Source organism: Streptomyces sp. RGM 3693 (assembly GCF_050471125.1).
Classification (GTDB): Bacteria; Actinomycetota; Actinomycetes; order Streptomycetales; family Streptomycetaceae; genus Streptomyces.
Genome location: NZ_JBMPPQ010000004.1, coordinates 442,615 through 459,275, shown reverse-complemented (window position 1 = coordinate 459,275; position 16,661 = coordinate 442,615). Strand labels below are relative to the sequence as shown.

Annotated in this window: 17 protein-coding genes and 1 riboswitch; of the genes, 9 read left to right on the top strand and 8 right to left on the bottom strand. The window is 74.0% G+C overall.

The window, feature by feature from the left end:
* Window positions 1–9: 9 nt before the first annotated feature.
* A complete protein-coding gene (locus tag ACO0M4_RS38215; RefSeq protein ID WP_430375742.1) occupies window positions 10–450 on the top strand; it encodes a MerR family transcriptional regulator in 441 nt (146 codons plus the stop codon).
* A gap of 49 nt (window positions 451–499) precedes the next feature.
* On the opposite strand, the gene ACO0M4_RS38210 is transcribed toward ACO0M4_RS38215, so the two are convergent.
* The 3 genes from ACO0M4_RS38210 to thiO all read right to left on the bottom strand — a co-directional run bounded on the left by ACO0M4_RS38210 (window position 500) and on the right by thiO (window position 2,859).
* The gene (locus tag ACO0M4_RS38210) at window positions 500–1,348 is read right to left on the bottom strand and encodes a thiazole synthase (protein WP_430375741.1); all 849 of its coding nucleotides are present in this window, start codon (window positions 1,346–1,348) and stop codon (window positions 500–502) included.
* A gap of 3 nt (window positions 1,349–1,351) precedes the next feature.
* Complete coding sequence (gene thiS, locus ACO0M4_RS38205) at window positions 1,352–1,552, bottom strand: sulfur carrier protein ThiS (protein ID WP_390026710.1); 201 nt, start codon at window positions 1,550–1,552, stop codon at window positions 1,352–1,354.
* Window positions 1,553–1,626: 74 nt separating this feature from the next.
* Window positions 1,627–2,859, bottom strand: coding sequence for a glycine oxidase ThiO (gene thiO / locus ACO0M4_RS38200; RefSeq protein WP_430375740.1), 1,233 nt, complete (start codon window positions 2,857–2,859; stop codon window positions 1,627–1,629).
* A riboswitch (TPP riboswitch) is annotated at window positions 2,857–2,969 on the bottom strand. Its footprint overlaps the gene before it by 3 nt.
* A gap of 143 nt (window positions 2,970–3,112) precedes the next feature.
* On the opposite strand from thiO, the gene ACO0M4_RS38195 reads away from it, so the two are divergent.
* The 5 genes from ACO0M4_RS38195 to ACO0M4_RS38175 all read left to right on the top strand — a co-directional run bounded on the left by ACO0M4_RS38195 (window position 3,113) and on the right by ACO0M4_RS38175 (window position 7,816).
* Window positions 3,113–4,378: an NAD(P)/FAD-dependent oxidoreductase gene (locus ACO0M4_RS38195; RefSeq protein ID WP_430375739.1), complete on the top strand. Its 1,266-nt coding sequence runs from the start codon at window positions 3,113–3,115 to the stop codon at window positions 4,376–4,378.
* A 99-nt stretch (window positions 4,379–4,477) separates the two neighbouring features.
* Entirely contained in the window at window positions 4,478–4,843 is a 366-nt protein-coding gene (locus ACO0M4_RS38190; protein WP_430375738.1) for an Rv2175c family DNA-binding protein, read from the top strand.
* A gap of 109 nt (window positions 4,844–4,952) precedes the next feature.
* Window positions 4,953–5,603, top strand: coding sequence for a thiamine phosphate synthase (gene thiE / locus ACO0M4_RS38185; protein ID WP_430375737.1), 651 nt, complete (start codon window positions 4,953–4,955; stop codon window positions 5,601–5,603).
* Window positions 5,604–5,758: 155 nt separating this feature from the next.
* Window positions 5,759–6,676 (top strand): methylenetetrahydrofolate reductase [NAD(P)H], encoded by a 918-nt coding sequence (gene metF, locus ACO0M4_RS38180; protein WP_430375736.1) that lies wholly within the window; start codon window positions 5,759–5,761, stop codon window positions 6,674–6,676.
* Between the two features lie 36 nt (window positions 6,677–6,712).
* The gene (locus ACO0M4_RS38175; protein ID WP_430375735.1) at window positions 6,713–7,816 is read left to right on the top strand and encodes a hypothetical protein; all 1,104 of its coding nucleotides are present in this window, start codon (window positions 6,713–6,715) and stop codon (window positions 7,814–7,816) included.
* A gap of 133 nt (window positions 7,817–7,949) precedes the next feature.
* On the opposite strand, the gene ACO0M4_RS38170 is transcribed toward ACO0M4_RS38175, so the two are convergent.
* The 5 genes from ACO0M4_RS38170 to ACO0M4_RS38150 all read right to left on the bottom strand — a co-directional run bounded on the left by ACO0M4_RS38170 (window position 7,950) and on the right by ACO0M4_RS38150 (window position 14,138).
* Window positions 7,950–9,473, bottom strand: coding sequence for a phytoene desaturase family protein (locus ACO0M4_RS38170; RefSeq protein ID WP_430375734.1), 1,524 nt, complete (start codon window positions 9,471–9,473; stop codon window positions 7,950–7,952).
* Between the two features lie 70 nt (window positions 9,474–9,543).
* Window positions 9,544–10,164 carry a DUF4126 domain-containing protein gene (locus ACO0M4_RS38165; protein ID WP_430375733.1) on the bottom strand — a complete coding sequence of 207 codons (621 nt, stop codon included), beginning with the start codon at window positions 10,162–10,164 and terminating at the stop codon, window positions 9,544–9,546.
* Between the two features lie 350 nt (window positions 10,165–10,514).
* Complete coding sequence (locus ACO0M4_RS38160) at window positions 10,515–11,129, bottom strand: TetR/AcrR family transcriptional regulator (protein WP_430375732.1); 615 nt, start codon at window positions 11,127–11,129, stop codon at window positions 10,515–10,517.
* Window positions 11,130–11,164: 35 nt separating this feature from the next.
* A complete protein-coding gene (locus ACO0M4_RS38155) occupies window positions 11,165–13,372 on the bottom strand; it encodes a YhgE/Pip family protein (RefSeq protein ID WP_430375731.1) in 2,208 nt (735 codons plus the stop codon).
* Entirely contained in the window at window positions 13,344–14,138 is a 795-nt protein-coding gene (locus ACO0M4_RS38150) for an ATP-binding cassette domain-containing protein (RefSeq protein WP_430375730.1), read from the bottom strand. The genes ACO0M4_RS38155 and ACO0M4_RS38150 overlap by 29 nt, the downstream gene beginning before the upstream one ends.
* Window positions 14,139–14,369: 231 nt before the next feature.
* On the opposite strand from ACO0M4_RS38150, the gene ACO0M4_RS38145 reads away from it, so the two are divergent.
* The 3 genes from ACO0M4_RS38145 to ACO0M4_RS38135 all read left to right on the top strand — a co-directional run bounded on the left by ACO0M4_RS38145 (window position 14,370) and on the right by ACO0M4_RS38135 (window position 16,509).
* Window positions 14,370–14,885: an SAV_6107 family HEPN domain-containing protein gene (locus ACO0M4_RS38145; RefSeq protein WP_430375729.1), complete on the top strand. Its 516-nt coding sequence runs from the start codon at window positions 14,370–14,372 to the stop codon at window positions 14,883–14,885.
* Between the two features lie 105 nt (window positions 14,886–14,990).
* The gene (locus ACO0M4_RS38140) at window positions 14,991–15,746 is read left to right on the top strand and encodes a methyltransferase (RefSeq protein ID WP_430375728.1); all 756 of its coding nucleotides are present in this window, start codon (window positions 14,991–14,993) and stop codon (window positions 15,744–15,746) included.
* Window positions 15,747–16,107: 361 nt separating this feature from the next.
* Window positions 16,108–16,509: a DUF3040 domain-containing protein gene (locus ACO0M4_RS38135; RefSeq protein WP_430375727.1), complete on the top strand. Its 402-nt coding sequence runs from the start codon at window positions 16,108–16,110 to the stop codon at window positions 16,507–16,509.
* Window positions 16,510–16,661: the final 152 nt, after the last annotated feature.

Genomic DNA, 16,661 nt, shown 5'->3' with positions numbered 1-16,661 from the left:
GGGGACCCGATGACGACGCTCCAGATCGGCGCGCTGGCCCGGCGGACCGGCACCACTGAGCGGCTGCTGCGCTACTACGAGGAGCAGGGGCTGCTCAGCCCCCGGCGGACGTCCGCCGGCTACCGCGTCTACCAGGAGGCCGACGTCGCCCAGGTCCGCCGGATCCGCACCCTGCTGACCTCCGGGCTGAACACCGCCACCATCGCGCAGGTGCTGCCCTGTCTGCGCGACGACGACGGTCGGCTGGTGCCCACGTGCCCGCAGCTGGTCGGCGAGCTTCACCAGGAGCGCGCCCGGCTCACCGGTTCCATCGAGGCCCTGATGGCCTCCCGGGACCTGCTGGACGAGGTGATCACCGCCGCGCCGTCAGAGTTCACCGCCCCGCCCGAACTCGCGGACGGGGTCGGGGCGGCGGCGGACCGGGTGGGCGCGGCCGCCGGGCCGGCCTGAGCCCGCCGCCCGCCCCCACTTCCGCCGATCGTGAACGACTGGACCGGCCCTAGAAGGCCGGCCGTTCCGGGTCCAGCTCCGCGACGCCGTCGGTGGGCGAGGACGCCAGGGCGAAGTGGCGGCGGGGGATCCGGCCCGCGCGGTGGGCCAGCCGGCCCGCCTCCACCGCGTGCCGCATCGCCGCCGCCATCAGCTCCGGCTCCTGCGCCCGGGTCACCGCCGACGCCAGCATCACCGCCGCGCAGCCCAGCTCCATGGCGAGCGCGGCGTCCGAGGCGGTGCCCGCGCCCGCGTCCAGGATGACCGGGACGCCCGCGCGCTCGGTGATCAGCTGGAAGTTGTGCGGATTGCGGATCCCGAGGCCGGAGCCGATCGGCGAGCCGAGCGGCATGATCGCCGCGCAGCCCACGTCCTCCAGCTTCCGGGCGAGGACGGGGTCGTCGTTGGTGTACGGGAGGACGGTGAAGCCGTCGTCCACGAGGGTCTCGGCGGCGTCCAACAGCTCCACCGGGTCGGGCAGCAGGGTCCGTTCGTCGGCGACGACCTCCAACTTGATCCAGTCCGTGCCGAGCGCCTCCCGGGCGAGTCGGGCGGTGAGCACCGCCTCGCCCGCGGTGAAGCAGCCGGCGGTGTTCGGCAGCACCCGGATCCCGTTCCGTTGCAGCACGGACAGCACCGAGCCCTGCACGGTCGGGTCCAGCCGCCGCATGGCGACGGTCGTCAGCTGGGTACCGGAGGCCAGCAGCGCGCGCTCCAGGACGCCGAGGCTGGGCGCGCCGCCGGTGCCCATGATGAGCCGGGACCGGAACGCGGTGCCGGCGATGGTGAGCGGGTCGGCGTCGGCGGTGGGTGCCGCGGGGGAGGTCCCCCGCTCCACCGCGGTGTCGGGCACGGCCATGATTCAGCCTCCCTGTACGGCGGTGAGCACTTCGACGCGATCGCCGTCGCCGAGCGCGGTGGTGGACCACTGGGTGCGCGGCACCACGGTCTCGTTGACGGCGGCGGCCACCCCGGCCGACGCCCGGGACAGCGTGGCGACCAGCCGGTCGAGGGTCAGCCCGCCCGGGATCCGGCGGGCCGCCCCGTTGACGGAGACGGACACCGTGGGGCCGTCGGGGGCGTCAAGGGCATCGGGAGTAACGGGGCTGCTGGGGGTGCCGGGGATACCAGGGGCACTCATACGGGCTGCTCCTCAAGGGCGCGGAGGCGCGCTGCCCCCTGGGTGAGGGGGGAGAAACGCGCGGGGGAGAAGGGGCGGGCCTCTTCCGGGACGGTTCCGGTGGCCAGCACCTCGGCCATCACGTCACCGGTGACCGGCGTCAACAGGACACCGTTGCGGAAGTGGCCGGTGGCCAGGTGGAGCCCGGGCAGCTCGGTGGGCCCGAGCAGCGGCGCGTTGTCGGGGGAGCCGGGACGCAGCCCGGCACGGCTCTCGGTCAGCGGTAGCTCGGTGATGCCCGGGACCAGCTCGTGGGCGTCCCGCAGCAGCTCGTAGACGCCGCCCGCGGTGACCGTGGTGTCCCAGCCCAGCTCGTCGCTGGTGGCGCCGAGGACCAGTTCGCCGCTCTCCCGGGGCACCAGGTAGACGGGATTGCCCCGGACCACGGCCCGCACGGTGCGGGAGAGGAACGCCTGGCCGCCCGGGGGCGGGTTCGGCAGCCGCAGTCGCAGCACCTGTCCCTTGACCGGGCGTACCGGCGGCCGCACCGACTCCGGGACGCCGGCCAGTCGGCCGCTGTGGCTGCCCGCGGCCAGTACGACCTGGCCGGCCGCCAGCCGCGTCCCGTCCGCGAGTTCGGCGCCCGCGGCGCGCCCGCCGGCGGTCGTCAGGCGCTCCGCCGACGCCCGGTGGAAGACCACCCCGGCCCGCTCGCAGGCGGCCAGCAGGGCGCTCGTCAGCCGCCGCGGATCGACCTGGTGGTCGCCGTCCACCCGGAGGCCGCCGCGCACCCCGGGGGCGAGCATCGGCTCCAGTCGGCGGCACTCGCGCCCGGTCAGCCACTGCGAGTCCAGGCCCGAGCGGACCTGGAGGGCGTGCAGCTCCCGTAGGTGGGCACGGTCGTCGGCGTCCAGCGCGACGGCCAGGGTGCCGCACCGCCGGTAGCCGATCCGCTGCCCGCTCGCCTCCTCCAGCTCCTCCGTGAAGCGCGGATACCGGCGCGCCGAGGCCAGGTTGAGCCCCAGCAGGGTCTCCTCGCCGTAGTGCAGTTCGGTGACGGCGGCCAGCATGCCGGCCGCGACGGACCCCGCGCCGCCGCCGGGCGCGGGGTCCGCGACCGCGACCCGCAGCCCGCGGCCGGCCGCCCGCCAGGCGGTGACCAGCCCGATGATGCCGCCGCCGATGACCAGCACATCGGGGTGCCGGCCGTCCGGCCGCGGCGGGTCCGATGGTGTGGCAGATGGATGCATGGGCGTCCAGCCCCTCCCTTCGCCGGCATGACCCGGATCAGGTTCGTACGGTCGGAGGCCGGCCAGCCTCCCTCTCAGCCCGGTCCGTCCGGGCTCCCGCGAGTGCGTGCAGCCGCCACCCTAATACGGGCCGCGACGCGCCGTAAGGGAGCGCCCGGGGTCCGGGCCCCGCCGCCACGGTGCATGACGCTGTGTCAGAGATCTCCTTGCGCGCTGCTGCGGGCCGCGTCGTCCGCCGTCCTAAAGTGAGCGGGTGAGCGAGCAGAGCAAGTCTCCCCAGGCCCCTGACCGCACGCCGCGCGTGGTGATCGCCGGCGCGGGGATGGCGGGTGTGCAGACCGCCGTGGCCCTGCGCGAACAAGGCTGGCGCGGCGCGATCACGCTCCTCGGCGACGAGCCCCACCAGCCCTACGACCGCCCCCCGCTGTCCAAGGCGGTGCTGCTCGGCAAGGCCGACGGCTCCGCGTTCGACATCGACTTCGCCGGCCTCGGCATCGACCTCCACCTCGGCAGCCCGGTCACCGCACTGCGCCCGGACGCGCACGTCGTCGAGACCGACCAGGGCCCGATCCCCTACGACTACGCCGTCGTCGCCACCGGCGCCGAACCGATCCGGCTCCCCGGCAGCGAGGGGCTGGCCGACGTCCACCTGCTGCGCACCCTGGACGACGCCGAGCGGCTGCGGCCGGTGCTCGCCGCCCAGCACCGGATCGTGGTGGTGGGGGCCGGCTGGATCGGCGCGGAGTTCGCCACCGCCGCCCGTGAGGCGGGCTGCGAGGTCACCGTCGTCGAGGCCGCCGCCCACCCGCTGGCCGGCGCCCTGCCCGCCGAGGTCGCGGCGTACATGACCGGCTGGTACGCGGACGCCGGAGCCGACCTGCGCACCGGCGTGCGGGTGGACTCCGTCGCCCCCGGCGCGGTGACCCTCGCCGACGGCACCACCCTGCCCGCCGACGCCGTCGTGGTCGGCGTCGGCGCCCGGCCCGCCACCGCCTGGCTGGCCGGCTCCGGCGTGGCCCTCTCGCCCGCGGACGGCTCGGTCCTGGCCGACGAGCGGCTGCGCACCTCCGTCCCCGACGTCTACGCGGTCGGCGACTGCGCCTCCTTCCCGTCGGCCCGTTACGGCACCCGGCTGCTGGTCCACCACTGGGACAACGCCCTCCAGGGGCCCCGCACGGTGGCCGAGAACATCGTCCACGGTGTGACGGAGGGCACGGTCTACGACCCGGTGCCGTACTTCTGGTCCGAGCAGTTCGGGCGGTTCGTGCAGTACGCCGGTCACCACGTGGACGCCGACGAACTGGTCTGGCGCGGCGATCCGGCCGGCGCCGCCTGGTCGGTGCTCTGGCTCCGCGGTGACGGCGCCGGCGACGGCGGGGCGGGACGGCTGGTCGCGCTGCTGGCCGTGGGGCGTCCGCGGGACCTGGCCCAGGGGCGCCGGCTCATCGAGCGGGGCGCGCTGCTCGACCGGGAACGGGCGGCGGACGCGACCGTTCCGCTCAAGTCGGCGGTCCGGTAGCGCAGTCCGCGGCCGCACGGCTCACCCGGCGGTGTGCACGCGCCGCCCGACGGCGATGCCCGGGTACCGGCTGTCAGTGGGAGGTGGCAGGCTTGTCCTGTGACCGAGATTGACGCAAACATCGATGGACTCGTCCCCGCCTGGCTCACCCTCCCCGACATCGCCGAAGAACTCGACATCGAGGTGACCCGCGTGCGGCAGCTGGTGAAGGAGGGTCAGCTGATCGCGGTGCGCCGCGGCGAGAACCGCGTGCTCCAGGTGCCCGCCGATTTCATCAAGGACGGCAAGGTCGTCAAGGGACTCGTCGGCACGCTGACGCTCCTGCGGGACGACGGCTTCGCCGACGAGGAGATGCTGGAGTGGCTTTTCACCGCTGACGACACCCTGCCCGGCACCCCGGCGCAGGCGCTGCGCGAGAATCGCGGCACGGAGGTCAAGCGCCGGGCCCAGGCGCTGGCCGTCTGACGCACCCGCGTCCCGCAGCAACCGCACCACGCATCCGCAACCGCATCCACGCGGCGTACGGACCGGCCCCGTCCGGTCCGTACGCCGCCGACGAGGGGGAAGCCGCCCGATGACCACCGTTCGACAGGCCCTGTCCGACGCCCGGCTCTACCTGTGCACCGACGCGCGCACCCGCCAGGGCGACCTCCCGCAGTTCCTGGACGCGGTGCTGGCCTCGGGCGTGGACATCGTCCAGCTGCGCGACAAGGGCTTGGAAGCCGGCGAGGAGCTGCGCCACCTGGAGGTCTTCGCGGACGCCTGCCGGCGGCACGGCAAGCTGCTCGCGGTCAACGACCGCGCGGACGTCGCCCATGCCGCGGGCGCCGAGGTGCTCCACCTCGGCCAGGGGGACCTGCCGGTCCCGGCCGCCCGCGCCCTCCTCGGCCCGGAGACGCTGATAGGCCGTTCCACCCACGCCGAGGCCGAGGTGGACGCCGTGCTCACCGAGCCCGGGGTGGACTACTTCTGCACCGGCCCCTGCTGGCCGACGCCGACCAAGCCCGGCCGGCACGCGCCCGGCCTGGACCTCGTCCGGTACGCCGCCGCGCGGAGCCCCGAGCGCCCCTGGTTCGCGATCGGCGGGATCGACGCCGGCAACCTCGACGAGGTGCTGGCGGCCGGCGCCCGCCGGGTGGTGGTGGTCCGCGCGCTCACCGAGGCCGACGATCCGGGTGCGGCGGCCGCGGAGCTGGCCAAACGGATCCGGACCTGGTCCGCCTGACGGGGGCGACCGGCGCCCGCCGGGAGACCGCCGGATGGCTGCGCGGCGGCTGCGAGACGGCTGCGAGATGTCCACGTAGTGGACAGGAGCGGCACCAACCAGGCAATACGTCGATGCCGGTTGGTGTCCGTCCGGGGTGTGGTTAACCTGCCCGTATGGCCCTAGGTACAGCTTCCACCAGGACTGATCGCGCACGAACCGTGCGCGACCTGCTTGCTTCCGGCAAGCGATCCTATTCATTCGAGTTCGCCGCCCCGAAGACCGAGAAGGGCGAGCGGACGTTGTGGAACGCCATTCGCCGCATCGAAGCCGTCGCCCCGACCTTCGTGTCGGTGACCTACGGTGCCGGCGGTACCTCCCGCGACGGCACGGTCCGAGCCACCGAGCGCATCGCCACCGACACCACCCTCACCCCGGTCGCCCACCTGACCGCGGTCAACCACTCCACCGCCGAGCTCCGCAACATCATCGGCCAGTACGCCGGCGCCGGGATCCGCAACATGCTCGCGCTGCGCGGCGACCCGCCGGGCGACCCCATGGGCGAGTGGGTCCGGCACCCCGACGGCATCGGTTACGCCGCCGACCTGGTCCAGCTGATCAAGGAGTCCGGCGACTTCTGCGTCGGCGTGGCCGCCTTCCCCGAGATGCATCCGCGCTCGACGGACTGGGACACCGACATCCAGCACTTTGTCGACAAGTGCCGCGCGGGCGCCGACTTCGCGATCACGCAGATGTTCTTCTACCCGGAGGACTACTTCCGGCTGCGGGACCGGGTCCACGCCGCGGGTTGCTCGACGCCGATCATTCCGGAGATCATGCCGGTGACCAACGTGCGCCAGATCGAGCGGTTTGCGCAGCTCAGCAATGCTGCGTTCCCGCCTGAGCTCGCGGAGCGCATCCTCGCGGTCAAGGACGACCCAGCGGCGGTACGCTCCATTGGCATCGAGTACGCGACGGACCTGTGTGCGCGCTTGATGGCCGAGGACGTGCCCGGGTTGCACTTCATCACCCTGAACCACTCCACGGCGACCTTGGAAATCTACGAGAATCTGGGGCTGCACCAGCGGCCCTGACCACGGTGGCCGGCATCCGGCGAAAGAGGGGCGCATATGGGCTGGACGATCCTCTACATCGCGTTTGCCCTGGTCGCTCTGTGGCTGCTCGGCGAGGTCCTGTTCCAGCACAAGGCGCCGCTGCGCTGGCGGTTGCTGGCACTGTGCGGCTTCCTCGGCGTGGTGGCCGGCGTGCTCATCCCGTCGGTCATCGTGATCGCGCTGGGTGCCATCGCCTTCGCGGCCGGGCAGACGTTTGTCACGCTCTCCGTCCGCCGCGGCTTCGCGGAGGGCTGGACGATCGGCGGGCGGCCCAAGCCGAACCGCCGGCGCCGCGCCCGCTCGTCCCGCGCCCCCGCCGCCGGGCCGAACCTCCAGGTCTCCGGGCTGGCGGAGGAGACGGCTCCGGCCACCGCCGACGCCGTTTCGGAGACCGCGCCGGGCGGCCACGGCGGGGACGGTGCCGGGAGCCCGGACCCGTACCAGGTGCTGCCGGACGCGGCCGGCCCCGGTGAACCGCCCGCCGCCCCGGAATTCTTCGGGTACGCCCACCCGGACGCCCCCACCGTCTACGCGCCCCAGCCGCTGCCGGACGAGACCGGGGCCTACGGTGTCTACAGCCCCGACGCCCGCCCCGACCCGTTGACTGCCCCCGGCGCGTACGACCTCTTCGGGAACGCCGCCGCGGAAGGCGACGGCAACGGCCATGGCTACGGCGGGGGTTACGCCCCGACCGCCGGCCAGGACGGCTACGCCCCGACCGCCGGTCAGGACGGCTACGCCCCAACCACCGGTCAGGACGGCTACGCCGACCCCTACCCCGCCTATGCCGACGGCGCCTACCACGGCGAGCAGGTGCCCTATTCCGATCCGTACATCGGCACCCAGCAGTACGCCGCGCACTACGAGCCCTACGAGGAGCCCGACCCGTTCGGCCGGGCGCCGTACCAGGCCGAGCAGTACTACGACGGCCTCGGCGGGCAGCCGGCGCAGCACTACGGGCAGGAGTACTACCCCGAGACCCCGCCCGACGGGGTCTGGGTGCCACAGCAGCGCGAGACTGGGCACCCGGCGGAGCAGCCGACCTACCCGCCGCAGCAGCAGCCGACCTACCCGCCCCCGCAGCAGTCGGGGTACGACGAGCAGCGGTACCACTACTGAGCGGCGGGCTACCGGAGGGTGAGGTGACTCGGCGGTGGGGCTGCTGAACTGCCGCCGTCCCGGCCTGAGTTGAGACCGGTCCCGGTCCCCGTGCCGCGGGGCCGGCCGGCCTCAGCCGGCCCTCACTCCGGTCTCACTCCGAGCCGTGCCAGTCGTCGCCGTTCACGATCAGGCCGGCGACGATCGCCCCGGACATGCCGGCGTGCGCCAGCCCGCCGCCGGGGTGGGACCAGCCGCCGACGGTGTAGAGCCCTGGTATCCGGGTGCGGTTGCCGGGCCGCAGGAATCGTCCGTCCTGGCCCGCCAGCGCCGGACCCGGCACCGGCCCGCCGTCGGTCGGTGGCACGACCTCCCGCCACAGCACCCGCCCCCGCAGGCCCGGCACCGCCGCCTCGGCGCTTTCGACCAGCCGGTCCGCGTCCTGCTCCAGGGCCTCGGGGTCCAGCCAGTCGACCGGACCGTGCGGGGCGACGGTGGCGGTGAGGGTCACCGCCTCGTGGCTGTCGTCGGGCCGCGTCGCGGGGTCGTCGGGGCGCAGCACCGTCACCGTCGGCCGGGCACACGGGGCCCGCAGGTCGTGCCCGTCGCCGAAGACGCCGGCCAGCTCCGCGGTGCGGTCCGCGGCATGCACCACCGTGCGGTGCACCGCGTCCGCCGGGCGGGCGCCGCGCAACGCCAGACAGACCGTCAGCCGTGCCGGGGCCCGGTCGCCCGGCCCCGGGGCGGGGCGGACGTCACCGTCGTTCCAGGGCTCGCGGCCCGCGCAGAGCTCCGGCAACCGGACCGGGTCGAGGCCCGCGACCACGAACTCGGCGTCGGCGACCCGCCCGTCGGCCAACTCCACGCCCGCGGCCCGGCCGTCCTTCTCCAGGATCCCGGTCACCTCGGCCCCGAAGGTGAACTCCACCCTGCGGGCCCGGCAGCGCTCGTACAGCGCGTCGGCCAGTGCCCGCATCCCGCCGCCCACGTACCAGCTGCCGAAGGTCTGCTCCATGTAGGGCAGCACGGCCGCGCTGGCCGGGGCGGTGCGCGGGTCGAAGCCGTACGCCAGGGCGTGGCTCTCCAACAGGGCGATCAGCCGGGGGTCGGCCAGTTCGCGTCGGGCGACCTCGGCGAGGGTGGCGGTGGTCGGACCCTTGCCCCTGCCCAGCCCGAACAGGCCGCGCCGGCGCACCGCCGGATACGGGTCGCGCCCCAGCACCCGCCAGTCCGCCCACAGCGGCTCCTCCAGGAGCGGCCGGCGGGTGGCGTCCCACGCCTCGCGGGCGCGGCCCAGCAGGGCGCTCCAGCGCTCGCCGCTGCCGGTGCCCAGCGCCTCGTCCAGGGCGGTCAGGACACCGGCCCGCGAGGCGTTCGGCAGCGTCGCGGTGGTGCCGTCGGCGAAGACGTGTCGGCTCGCGGGGTCGACCTGGGTCAGCTCGACGCAGCGCTCCAGCGGCTCGCGGCCGGTCTTGATGAACAGGTCGCGGTAGACCGCCGGCAGATGCAGCAGCCCGGGGCCCGTGTCGAAGGCGAAGCCGTCCCGCTCGAAGTGGCCCAGCGCGCCGCCGTACGTCGCACCGCGCTCGAAGACCGCCACCCGGTGGCCCGCGACGGCCAGCCTGGCGGCGGCCGCCATGGCGCCCATCCCGGCGCCGATCACCGCAATCCCTGCCATGCCTGCGACTGTATCCGGCGGCACTGACAACGCCGCCGACGGCCGGTCTCCGGCCCGACCACCGGCGGGCTCAGCCGGTGGGTGGCGCGCTGCCCGCGGCCGCCGCGAGCCGCTTCTCCGCGCGCCGTTCCCGCCGGCGCAGCAGGTACCGGCGGATCCGCGACCACAGGAAGATCACCACCGCGATACCGGCGGCCAGCAGCACCGCCGCGATGCCCGCCGCGATCCACGGGTGGAACAGCGCGAACGCGACGATCCCGGCGACGCCCAGGTCCTCCGCCAGGCTCAGCACGATGTTGCTGGCCGGCTCCGGCGAGGTGTTGACCGCGATCCGGGTGCCCGCCTTGACCAGATGGCTCAGCAGCGCCGTGGAGCCGCCCACGGCACCGGCCGCCAGCTGGGGCAGCGACCCGTCGTGCCCGGCCAGCAGCGCCGCCACCACACCGCCGGCGATCGGCCGGATCACGGTGTGCACGGCGTCCCAGACGGAGTCCACGTACGGGATCTTGTCGGCGATCACCTCGGCCACGAAGAGCAGTGCGGCGACGATCAGCACATCGGGGCGTTCCAGCGCGGCGGGGACCTCGTCGGAGACGCCGGTCGCGCCGAGCAGGCCGAGGAGCAGGACGACGGCGTAGGCGTTGATCCCGCTCGCCCAGCCGCTGGTGAAGACCAAGGGAAGTACGGACACGTCGCAGATCGTAGGCGGTCCGCGGGGCCCACCGCCCGGCTGATGGGGCGGGGTGCTCAGCTTTGAGTATCCGTACTCAGACGCCGAGATGAGTAGGTACGCGGATGGGCCGGGATCCGCCCGGACGGAAGAGTGGGGGCCACGGACGGGAAGCAGCGCCGCACCGCCGACACGGGGCGGCGGAGCGGTGCGGCTCCCCGGACGGAACGGGGGAATGACGGGGGAGTACGGGGGAACGACGGGGGCGGCGCTGCCCTGGTCGGATCGATCGGGGGAACGATCCGTGCCAGGGCAGCGCCTTTTTCCGTAGGGGGCCGGGCCCCGGGGACGAGGGGCGGACCGCCGCTCCCTCAGGCGGGACGGCCGGTGACCCGCCCCTGGAGGAGCCGCGACAGTGCCGCGTGCACGTCGTCGATCGACCGGTCCGGCTGGTACGACTGCCAGTCCAGGGCGGCCACCAGGACCATCCCGAACAGCGCCGAGGCGGTCAGCGGGATGTCGATCTCCTCGCTCAGCTCCCCGCCGGCCACGGCCTCCCGCAGCACGTTCTCCACCACCGTGATGGCCCGCTCCCGCACCACCATGAGCGTGGACTGCCAGGCCCGGTTGGTGCGCCACAGCTCGGCGACGTAGAGCTGGGTGAGGGCCGGGTAGTGGGCGATGAAGTCCAGGCCGGCCCGGATCATCGCGTCCAGGGCGTCGACCTGGCTGCCGCCCCGGTGGGTGACTTCGTCGGCGGCCGTCTGGAGGGAGGACGCCAGCAACTCGATGCCGTGCCGCAGCAGCTCCTCGAAGAGGACGTTCTTGCTCGCGAAGTTGTAGTACACGGTGCCCTTCGCGACCCCCGCCCGTTCGGCGATCTCGTCCACCGTGGTGGAGGAGAAGCCCTGTTCGGCGATGAGCGTGACCGCGGCTTCGAAGAGCTTGCGCCGGGTCGCGTCGCGGCGTGTGTGGGAGCTGTCCATAGGGGCGATTGTGCCGGTCGAGGCTGTGTGCGCGCTCACAGGCTCAGCTCCGGGTGGAGGTCCTTCATCCGCACCACCTGCCGGCCGCGCGCCGCCAGGGAGGTCAGCGCGAGCGCCCCGAGGGTGAACGCCATCAGTACCGCACTGCCCTGCCATACGGGGGCCAGGTCGCCGCCCGTGATGAGCCGGCGCAGTCCCTCGACGATGTAACTCATCGGCAGGTAGGGGTGGATGGCATCGAAGAAGCCCGGGCTGGTCTGCACCGGATAGGTGCCGCCGGCCGACGTCAGCTGAAGCATCAGCAGCGCCAGGACGAGGATCCTGCCGGCCGGTCCGAACTTCGCGTTCAGCCACTGCACGATCGCCGAGAAGCAGGCCGTGACCAGGACCAGGAAGCCGATCGTGCCGGCCGCCCGGGCCATCTGAAGGCCGAGCGCGAAGTGCAGCACGGACATCAGCGCGGCGGTCTGGAGCACCCCGATGCCGAACACCGGAAGCCATCCGGACAGCGCCACCCGCCAGGAGGACGCGCCCATCGCCAGCGCCCTCCGGTTGAGCGGTGGGATCAGCATGTACGCCACCATCGCGCCGACCCACAGGGACAGCGGGATGAAGTACGGGGCGAACCCGGTGCCGTAGTTGGGTGCCTTGTGGGCGGCGCCGGACGCCAGCTGCACCGGGTCGGACATGACCAGGGTGCGCGCGTCGCGGTCCTTCTTGCCGTAGTCGGGGATCTGCCGCGCCCCGTCGTGCAGCCCGCCGGCCAGCTGTGCCGAGCCATCGGAGAGCTTGAACATCCCGCCGTCCAGGGTCTGCGCGCCGTCCTTGAGGCGCCCGACGCCGGCGTCCAGGTCGGTCATCCCGGAGGCGGCGCGGCCGGTGCCGTCGTGCAGCTGCCGCGCCCCGTCGTTGAGGCGGTCCGCGCCGGCGGCCAACTGGGCGTTGCCGGCGGCCAGTTTGCGGGCGCCCGCGGAGACCTTGTGGGCGCCGTCGTTGAGGTCGTTGATCTTCTGGACCGCGGCGTCCATGTCGGCCCCGAGGGTCGGCCCGTGCGCGGCCAGTTCGGAGGCCAGGGAGTGCAGGGTGTCCAGGTCCCGGCCGAGCTGGTCGAGGTTCTTCTGGTCGTGGACGTAGCCGCTGACCTCTTCGGCGGTGTCCGCCGCGGTGGCCGCCTGCGCGGTGATCCGCTTCAGTTCGGCGCAGTCGGTCTCCAGGGTGATGCCGCTGCCGCAGCGCAGCCGGTAGTACGTGTCCAGGTGGTCGGCGAGGCCCCGGGAGAGCCGTGCGCCCGTGTCGGCCGCGCCGGGAAGCTTGTCCAGGTGGTCGCGCACCGCCTGGGCGCCGTCGGCGACCAGCTGCGCGGCCTCGCCGATCTCCTTGCCGTGCGCCCGGACGAACGGCCCCACCTTGTCGACGACGCCGTTGACGGTGTCGGCGAGCTGCTGGGTGCCCTGGGCCACCTGCCCGGAGCCGTCCGCCAGTTGGCGTGCCCCGTTGGCGGCGGTGCCGGCCCCCTTGGCGAGGTCGGCGCTGCCCTGGTTGAGCCGACCCGCGCCGGCGTCGAGGTCGCCCAGGCCGCCGACCAGTTGGGCGCTGCCGTTCTTGGCGGTGCCCAGGCCGTCGGCCAGTTTGCCGGCGCCGTCCTTCGCCTGCCCGATGCCGTCCTTGAGCCGGTCGGCGCCGTCGGCGGCTTCCTCGGTCTTGCCGTGCAGCGTCGAGAACGAGACGAAGATCTTGTCGAGGAAGGTCCGCGACGCCTTGGCCGTGGCCGCCGCGCGCACCTCGGAGAAGACCGTCCGGGAGATCTGCCCGACGATGTAGTTGTTGGCGTCGTTGGTGCGCACCTTCAGGGCGCCGGTCTCCGGGTGGGCCCCGGAGCTGGAGGCGATCCGTCGGCTGAAGTCCCGCGGAATGGACAGCGAGAGGTAGTACGTGCCGTCCTCGACGCCCCGTCCGGCCTCCTGGGCGTCCACCTGGTGCCAGTCGAAGGTGTGACTGTCGCGTAGCCCTGCGACGATGCCGTCGCCGGCCGCGAGGTGCTGCCCGCCGACGTCGGCGCCCTGGTCGTCGTTGACCAGCGCGACCGGGATCCGGTCCAGCCGGCCGTAGGGGTCCCAGAAGGACCACAGGTAGAGCGCGCCGTACAGGAGCGGCAGCAGCAGGAGCGCGGCCAGCGCGGCGCGCGGCAGCTTCCCCCTCCCGAACCGCTTCAGCTCAAGCGCGGCCAGCTTCGGCGAACGCATCGGCCGCCCCTTCCTCGTCGTGCCCGCCGTCCTCGGGGGCGTCGGCAGCGTCCGGCTCCGGGCGGCCGGTGCGCACCAGGACCACGCCCGTGGGGTCCGCCGGCGGCTCGCTGCACACCGCGAGCACGGTGGTGCCGGCTTCCGCCAGCGCGCGCAGCAGCGCCCAGGCCGCGGTGCGTTCTTCGTCGGACAGCTTCAGGTCGGTGTCGTCCACGGCCAGCAACTGGGGCCCGCCGATCAGCGCCAGAGCCACGGACAGCCGCAGTGCCTCCAGCCGCTCCAGGTCGCGCACGGAGGTGCGGATCCCCTTGGGCAGCGCTGCCACGTCCAGTCCGGCGGCGGTCAGCGCGTCGTCCACCAGGGCGCGGGCCTGCGCCCTGCGTTCCCGCCGGGGGCGCAGCAGTGTACGGAGCGAGGCGCCGAACCGGCCCTGCAACAGGGCGCGTTCGCGCAGGTGCTCGCCCACGGTCAGCGCCGGATCGAGCTCGGCGACGCCCGGCACGTGGGCGAGCGCGGTGCGGGACCGGACCGCGGCCATGCGCTGGGGCAGCGGCAGCCCGGCGACCTCGGCGGTGCCCGCCGCGGGCTTCATCCGGCCGGTGAGCGCCAGCAGCAGACACGTACGGCCGGACCCCGACGGGCCCTGTACGGCGATCAGCGCGCCGGGTTCCGCCGTGAGGTCGATGTCCCGGAACGCCCATCCGCGGGGGCCCTTGACCCCGAATCCCGCGGCCGTGACCGCCGCCCCGTGCGGGGTGCTGTCCACGATCCCCTCCCTTGCACTGACTGGTCAGTACAAAGTAGGGATCCGTCCCACCCTCCGCAAGAGGTTCTCCGAAATCCGCGAAAACCCGTTCCGGATCCGCCGATCCGATGTCCGTTTTCCGTTGAAACCGCAGGTCAGGGTCGATTGTCAGTGGTGTGCCGCACGATGGGTGCATACGGTCCGCATCGGCCCGCCGGTCCTCAACCAGCGGGCGACGACAGGAGGTTCGTCATGGCAGCTCGTCCCGTCGCGGGCAGCTCGGCTGCGTACGGTCCCCCGAACGATGTCCACCCCGTCCTGCGCCGGGCGGCCGCGCCACCCGCCGCCCTCGATCTGCTCACCAAGGCTCAGCACGGCCTCGATGAGGCCCAGACCCTGGAATCCGCCAACGAACGGTTCGCCACCGCCCACCTGGCCGCACTGCGCGCCGCGGCCGCGGTCCTCGCCGTGCGCGGCCGACCGGAGCCCACCGCGCGCCGCCGGAAGACTATCCGGAGCGCCTGGGAGGTGCTGCCCGAGGTCGCCCCCGAACTCACCGAGTGGAGCGCCCTGTTCGCGGCCGGCGCCGACCGCCGGGCCAGGGCCGAGGCCGGCATAGCGGGCGCGGCCAGCCCGCGCGCCGCCGACGACCTCCTGCGGGACGCCGGGATGTTCCTCCGCCTCGTCGAGCGGATGCTCCGGCTCCAGCCGGTGCTGCCCCCGCAGCGGGCCGAGGCCCCCGGCGCCAGCTGGGAGAAGGCCGGCTGACGCCCGGACCTGCTGCGCCGCGCGGGCTGGACGCGGCACCCGGCGGATTACGCAATAGGGTGGTGAGCGACTGGATGTTCATGCCCCGCCGAGGAGCCACCCACCGTGTCTGACCCGCTGCGCCCGCGCGCCTCCCTTCGTACCGCCGTGGTCTGGGACGTCCTCAAGGACGCCCTGGAGCGCCGGGTCAAGGCCGCCGGGCGTGAGGCCCTGGATGTCCTCGACACCGGTGGCGGCAGCGGCAACTTCGCCGTCCCGGTGGCCCGCCTCGGCCACCGCGTCACCGTCGTCGACCCCAGCCCCAACGCCCTCTTCGCCCTGGAGCGTCGGGCCGCCGAGGCCGGGGTCGCCGACCGGATCCACGGGGTCCAGGGCGATGCCCACGGCCTGTTCCAGGTCGTCGAGCGCGATGCCTACGACGCGGTGCTCTGCCACGGTGTGCTGGAGTACGTGGACGACCCCGCCGAGGGCCTGCGCAACGCCGTCGGCGCGCTGCGCCCCGCCGGCACCCTCAGCCTGCTCGCCGCCGGCCTGGGCGGGGCGGTCCTCGCCCGCGCCCTGGCGGGCCACTTCACCGAGGCCCGCCGGGCCCTCACCGACCCCGCGGGCCGCTGGGGCGAGGGCGACCCGGTGCCCCGCCGGTTCACCGCCGAACAGCTCACCGACCTGGTCACCGCCACCGGCCTCCAGGTCGGCGCGGTGCACGGCGTACGGGTCTTCGCCGACCTGGTCCCCGGCGTCCTGGTCGACACCGAGCCCGGAGCCATGGACGCCCTGCTGAAGCTGGAGGCCGCCGCGGCCGAGCAGCCCGCGTTCCACTCCGTCGCCACCCAACTCCACGTCCTGGCCGAGCGCGACTGACCCGGCCCGGGACCGCAGCGGCCGCACCTCCGTACCGGCGTGCCGGGGGCGGCCGCGGACGTGGCGGGACCGGTACGACGGCCGGGAGCGCCGCCGACGCGGCCCCGGCGACGCCCGCGGGCACCGCGTGCGGTCGACCACAGGCCACCCGAACAGCCGCTTCGCCCCGTATGATCGGGGTACGACGCTCCGGCATGACGGACTGGCGGGTGGGGAATGCAGCCAGCATCACCACCGCCCCGCCGCGGCGGGGCGGACGGTGAATTGGCGTAGAGGGGCGGGTTTCACGGGGGCGATTCCCTGCCTATCCTGAAAGGGTCGCACCCGGTCGCCCCCCGCGACCGACGAGTAGGAGGACTCCGTGCCGCTCTCGGAGCACGAGCAGCGCATGCTCGAGCAAATGGAGCGAGCGCTGTACGCCGAAGATCCCAAGTTCGCGACAGCGCTTGAGGGAAGCGGGCTGCGTACGTACACCCGGCGACGGGTCTACCAAGCGGTCGCGGGCTTCCTGGTGGGTATCGGCCTGCTCATGGCCGGAATGGTCGCGCAGCAGATCTGGTGGGTCAGTGTCGTCGGCTTCCTCGTCATGCTCGGCTGCGCCGTGCTGGCCGTCACCGGCTGGCGCAAGGCCCCCAAGCCCGGTGAGCGGGGTGCGGCCCCGGGCGCGCCGCAGGCGCGCCGCCAGGTCAGGCCGCGCCGTTCGATGATGAACCGCATCGAAGACCGCTGGCAGCGCCGCCGCGACGAACAGCAAGGGCACTGACCGTCGGTCCCTGCGCCCCGGATCCCGCCACGCGTTCCGGCTCGGATCCAGCCAATTTCCTGACGCCCGTCCGCGCCCTGTGACAGCCTCCGCCCCCTGGTAGCGGCTCACGGGTGGGCACCGGACCGTTGGTGTGACTTCCGTGGTGTGGC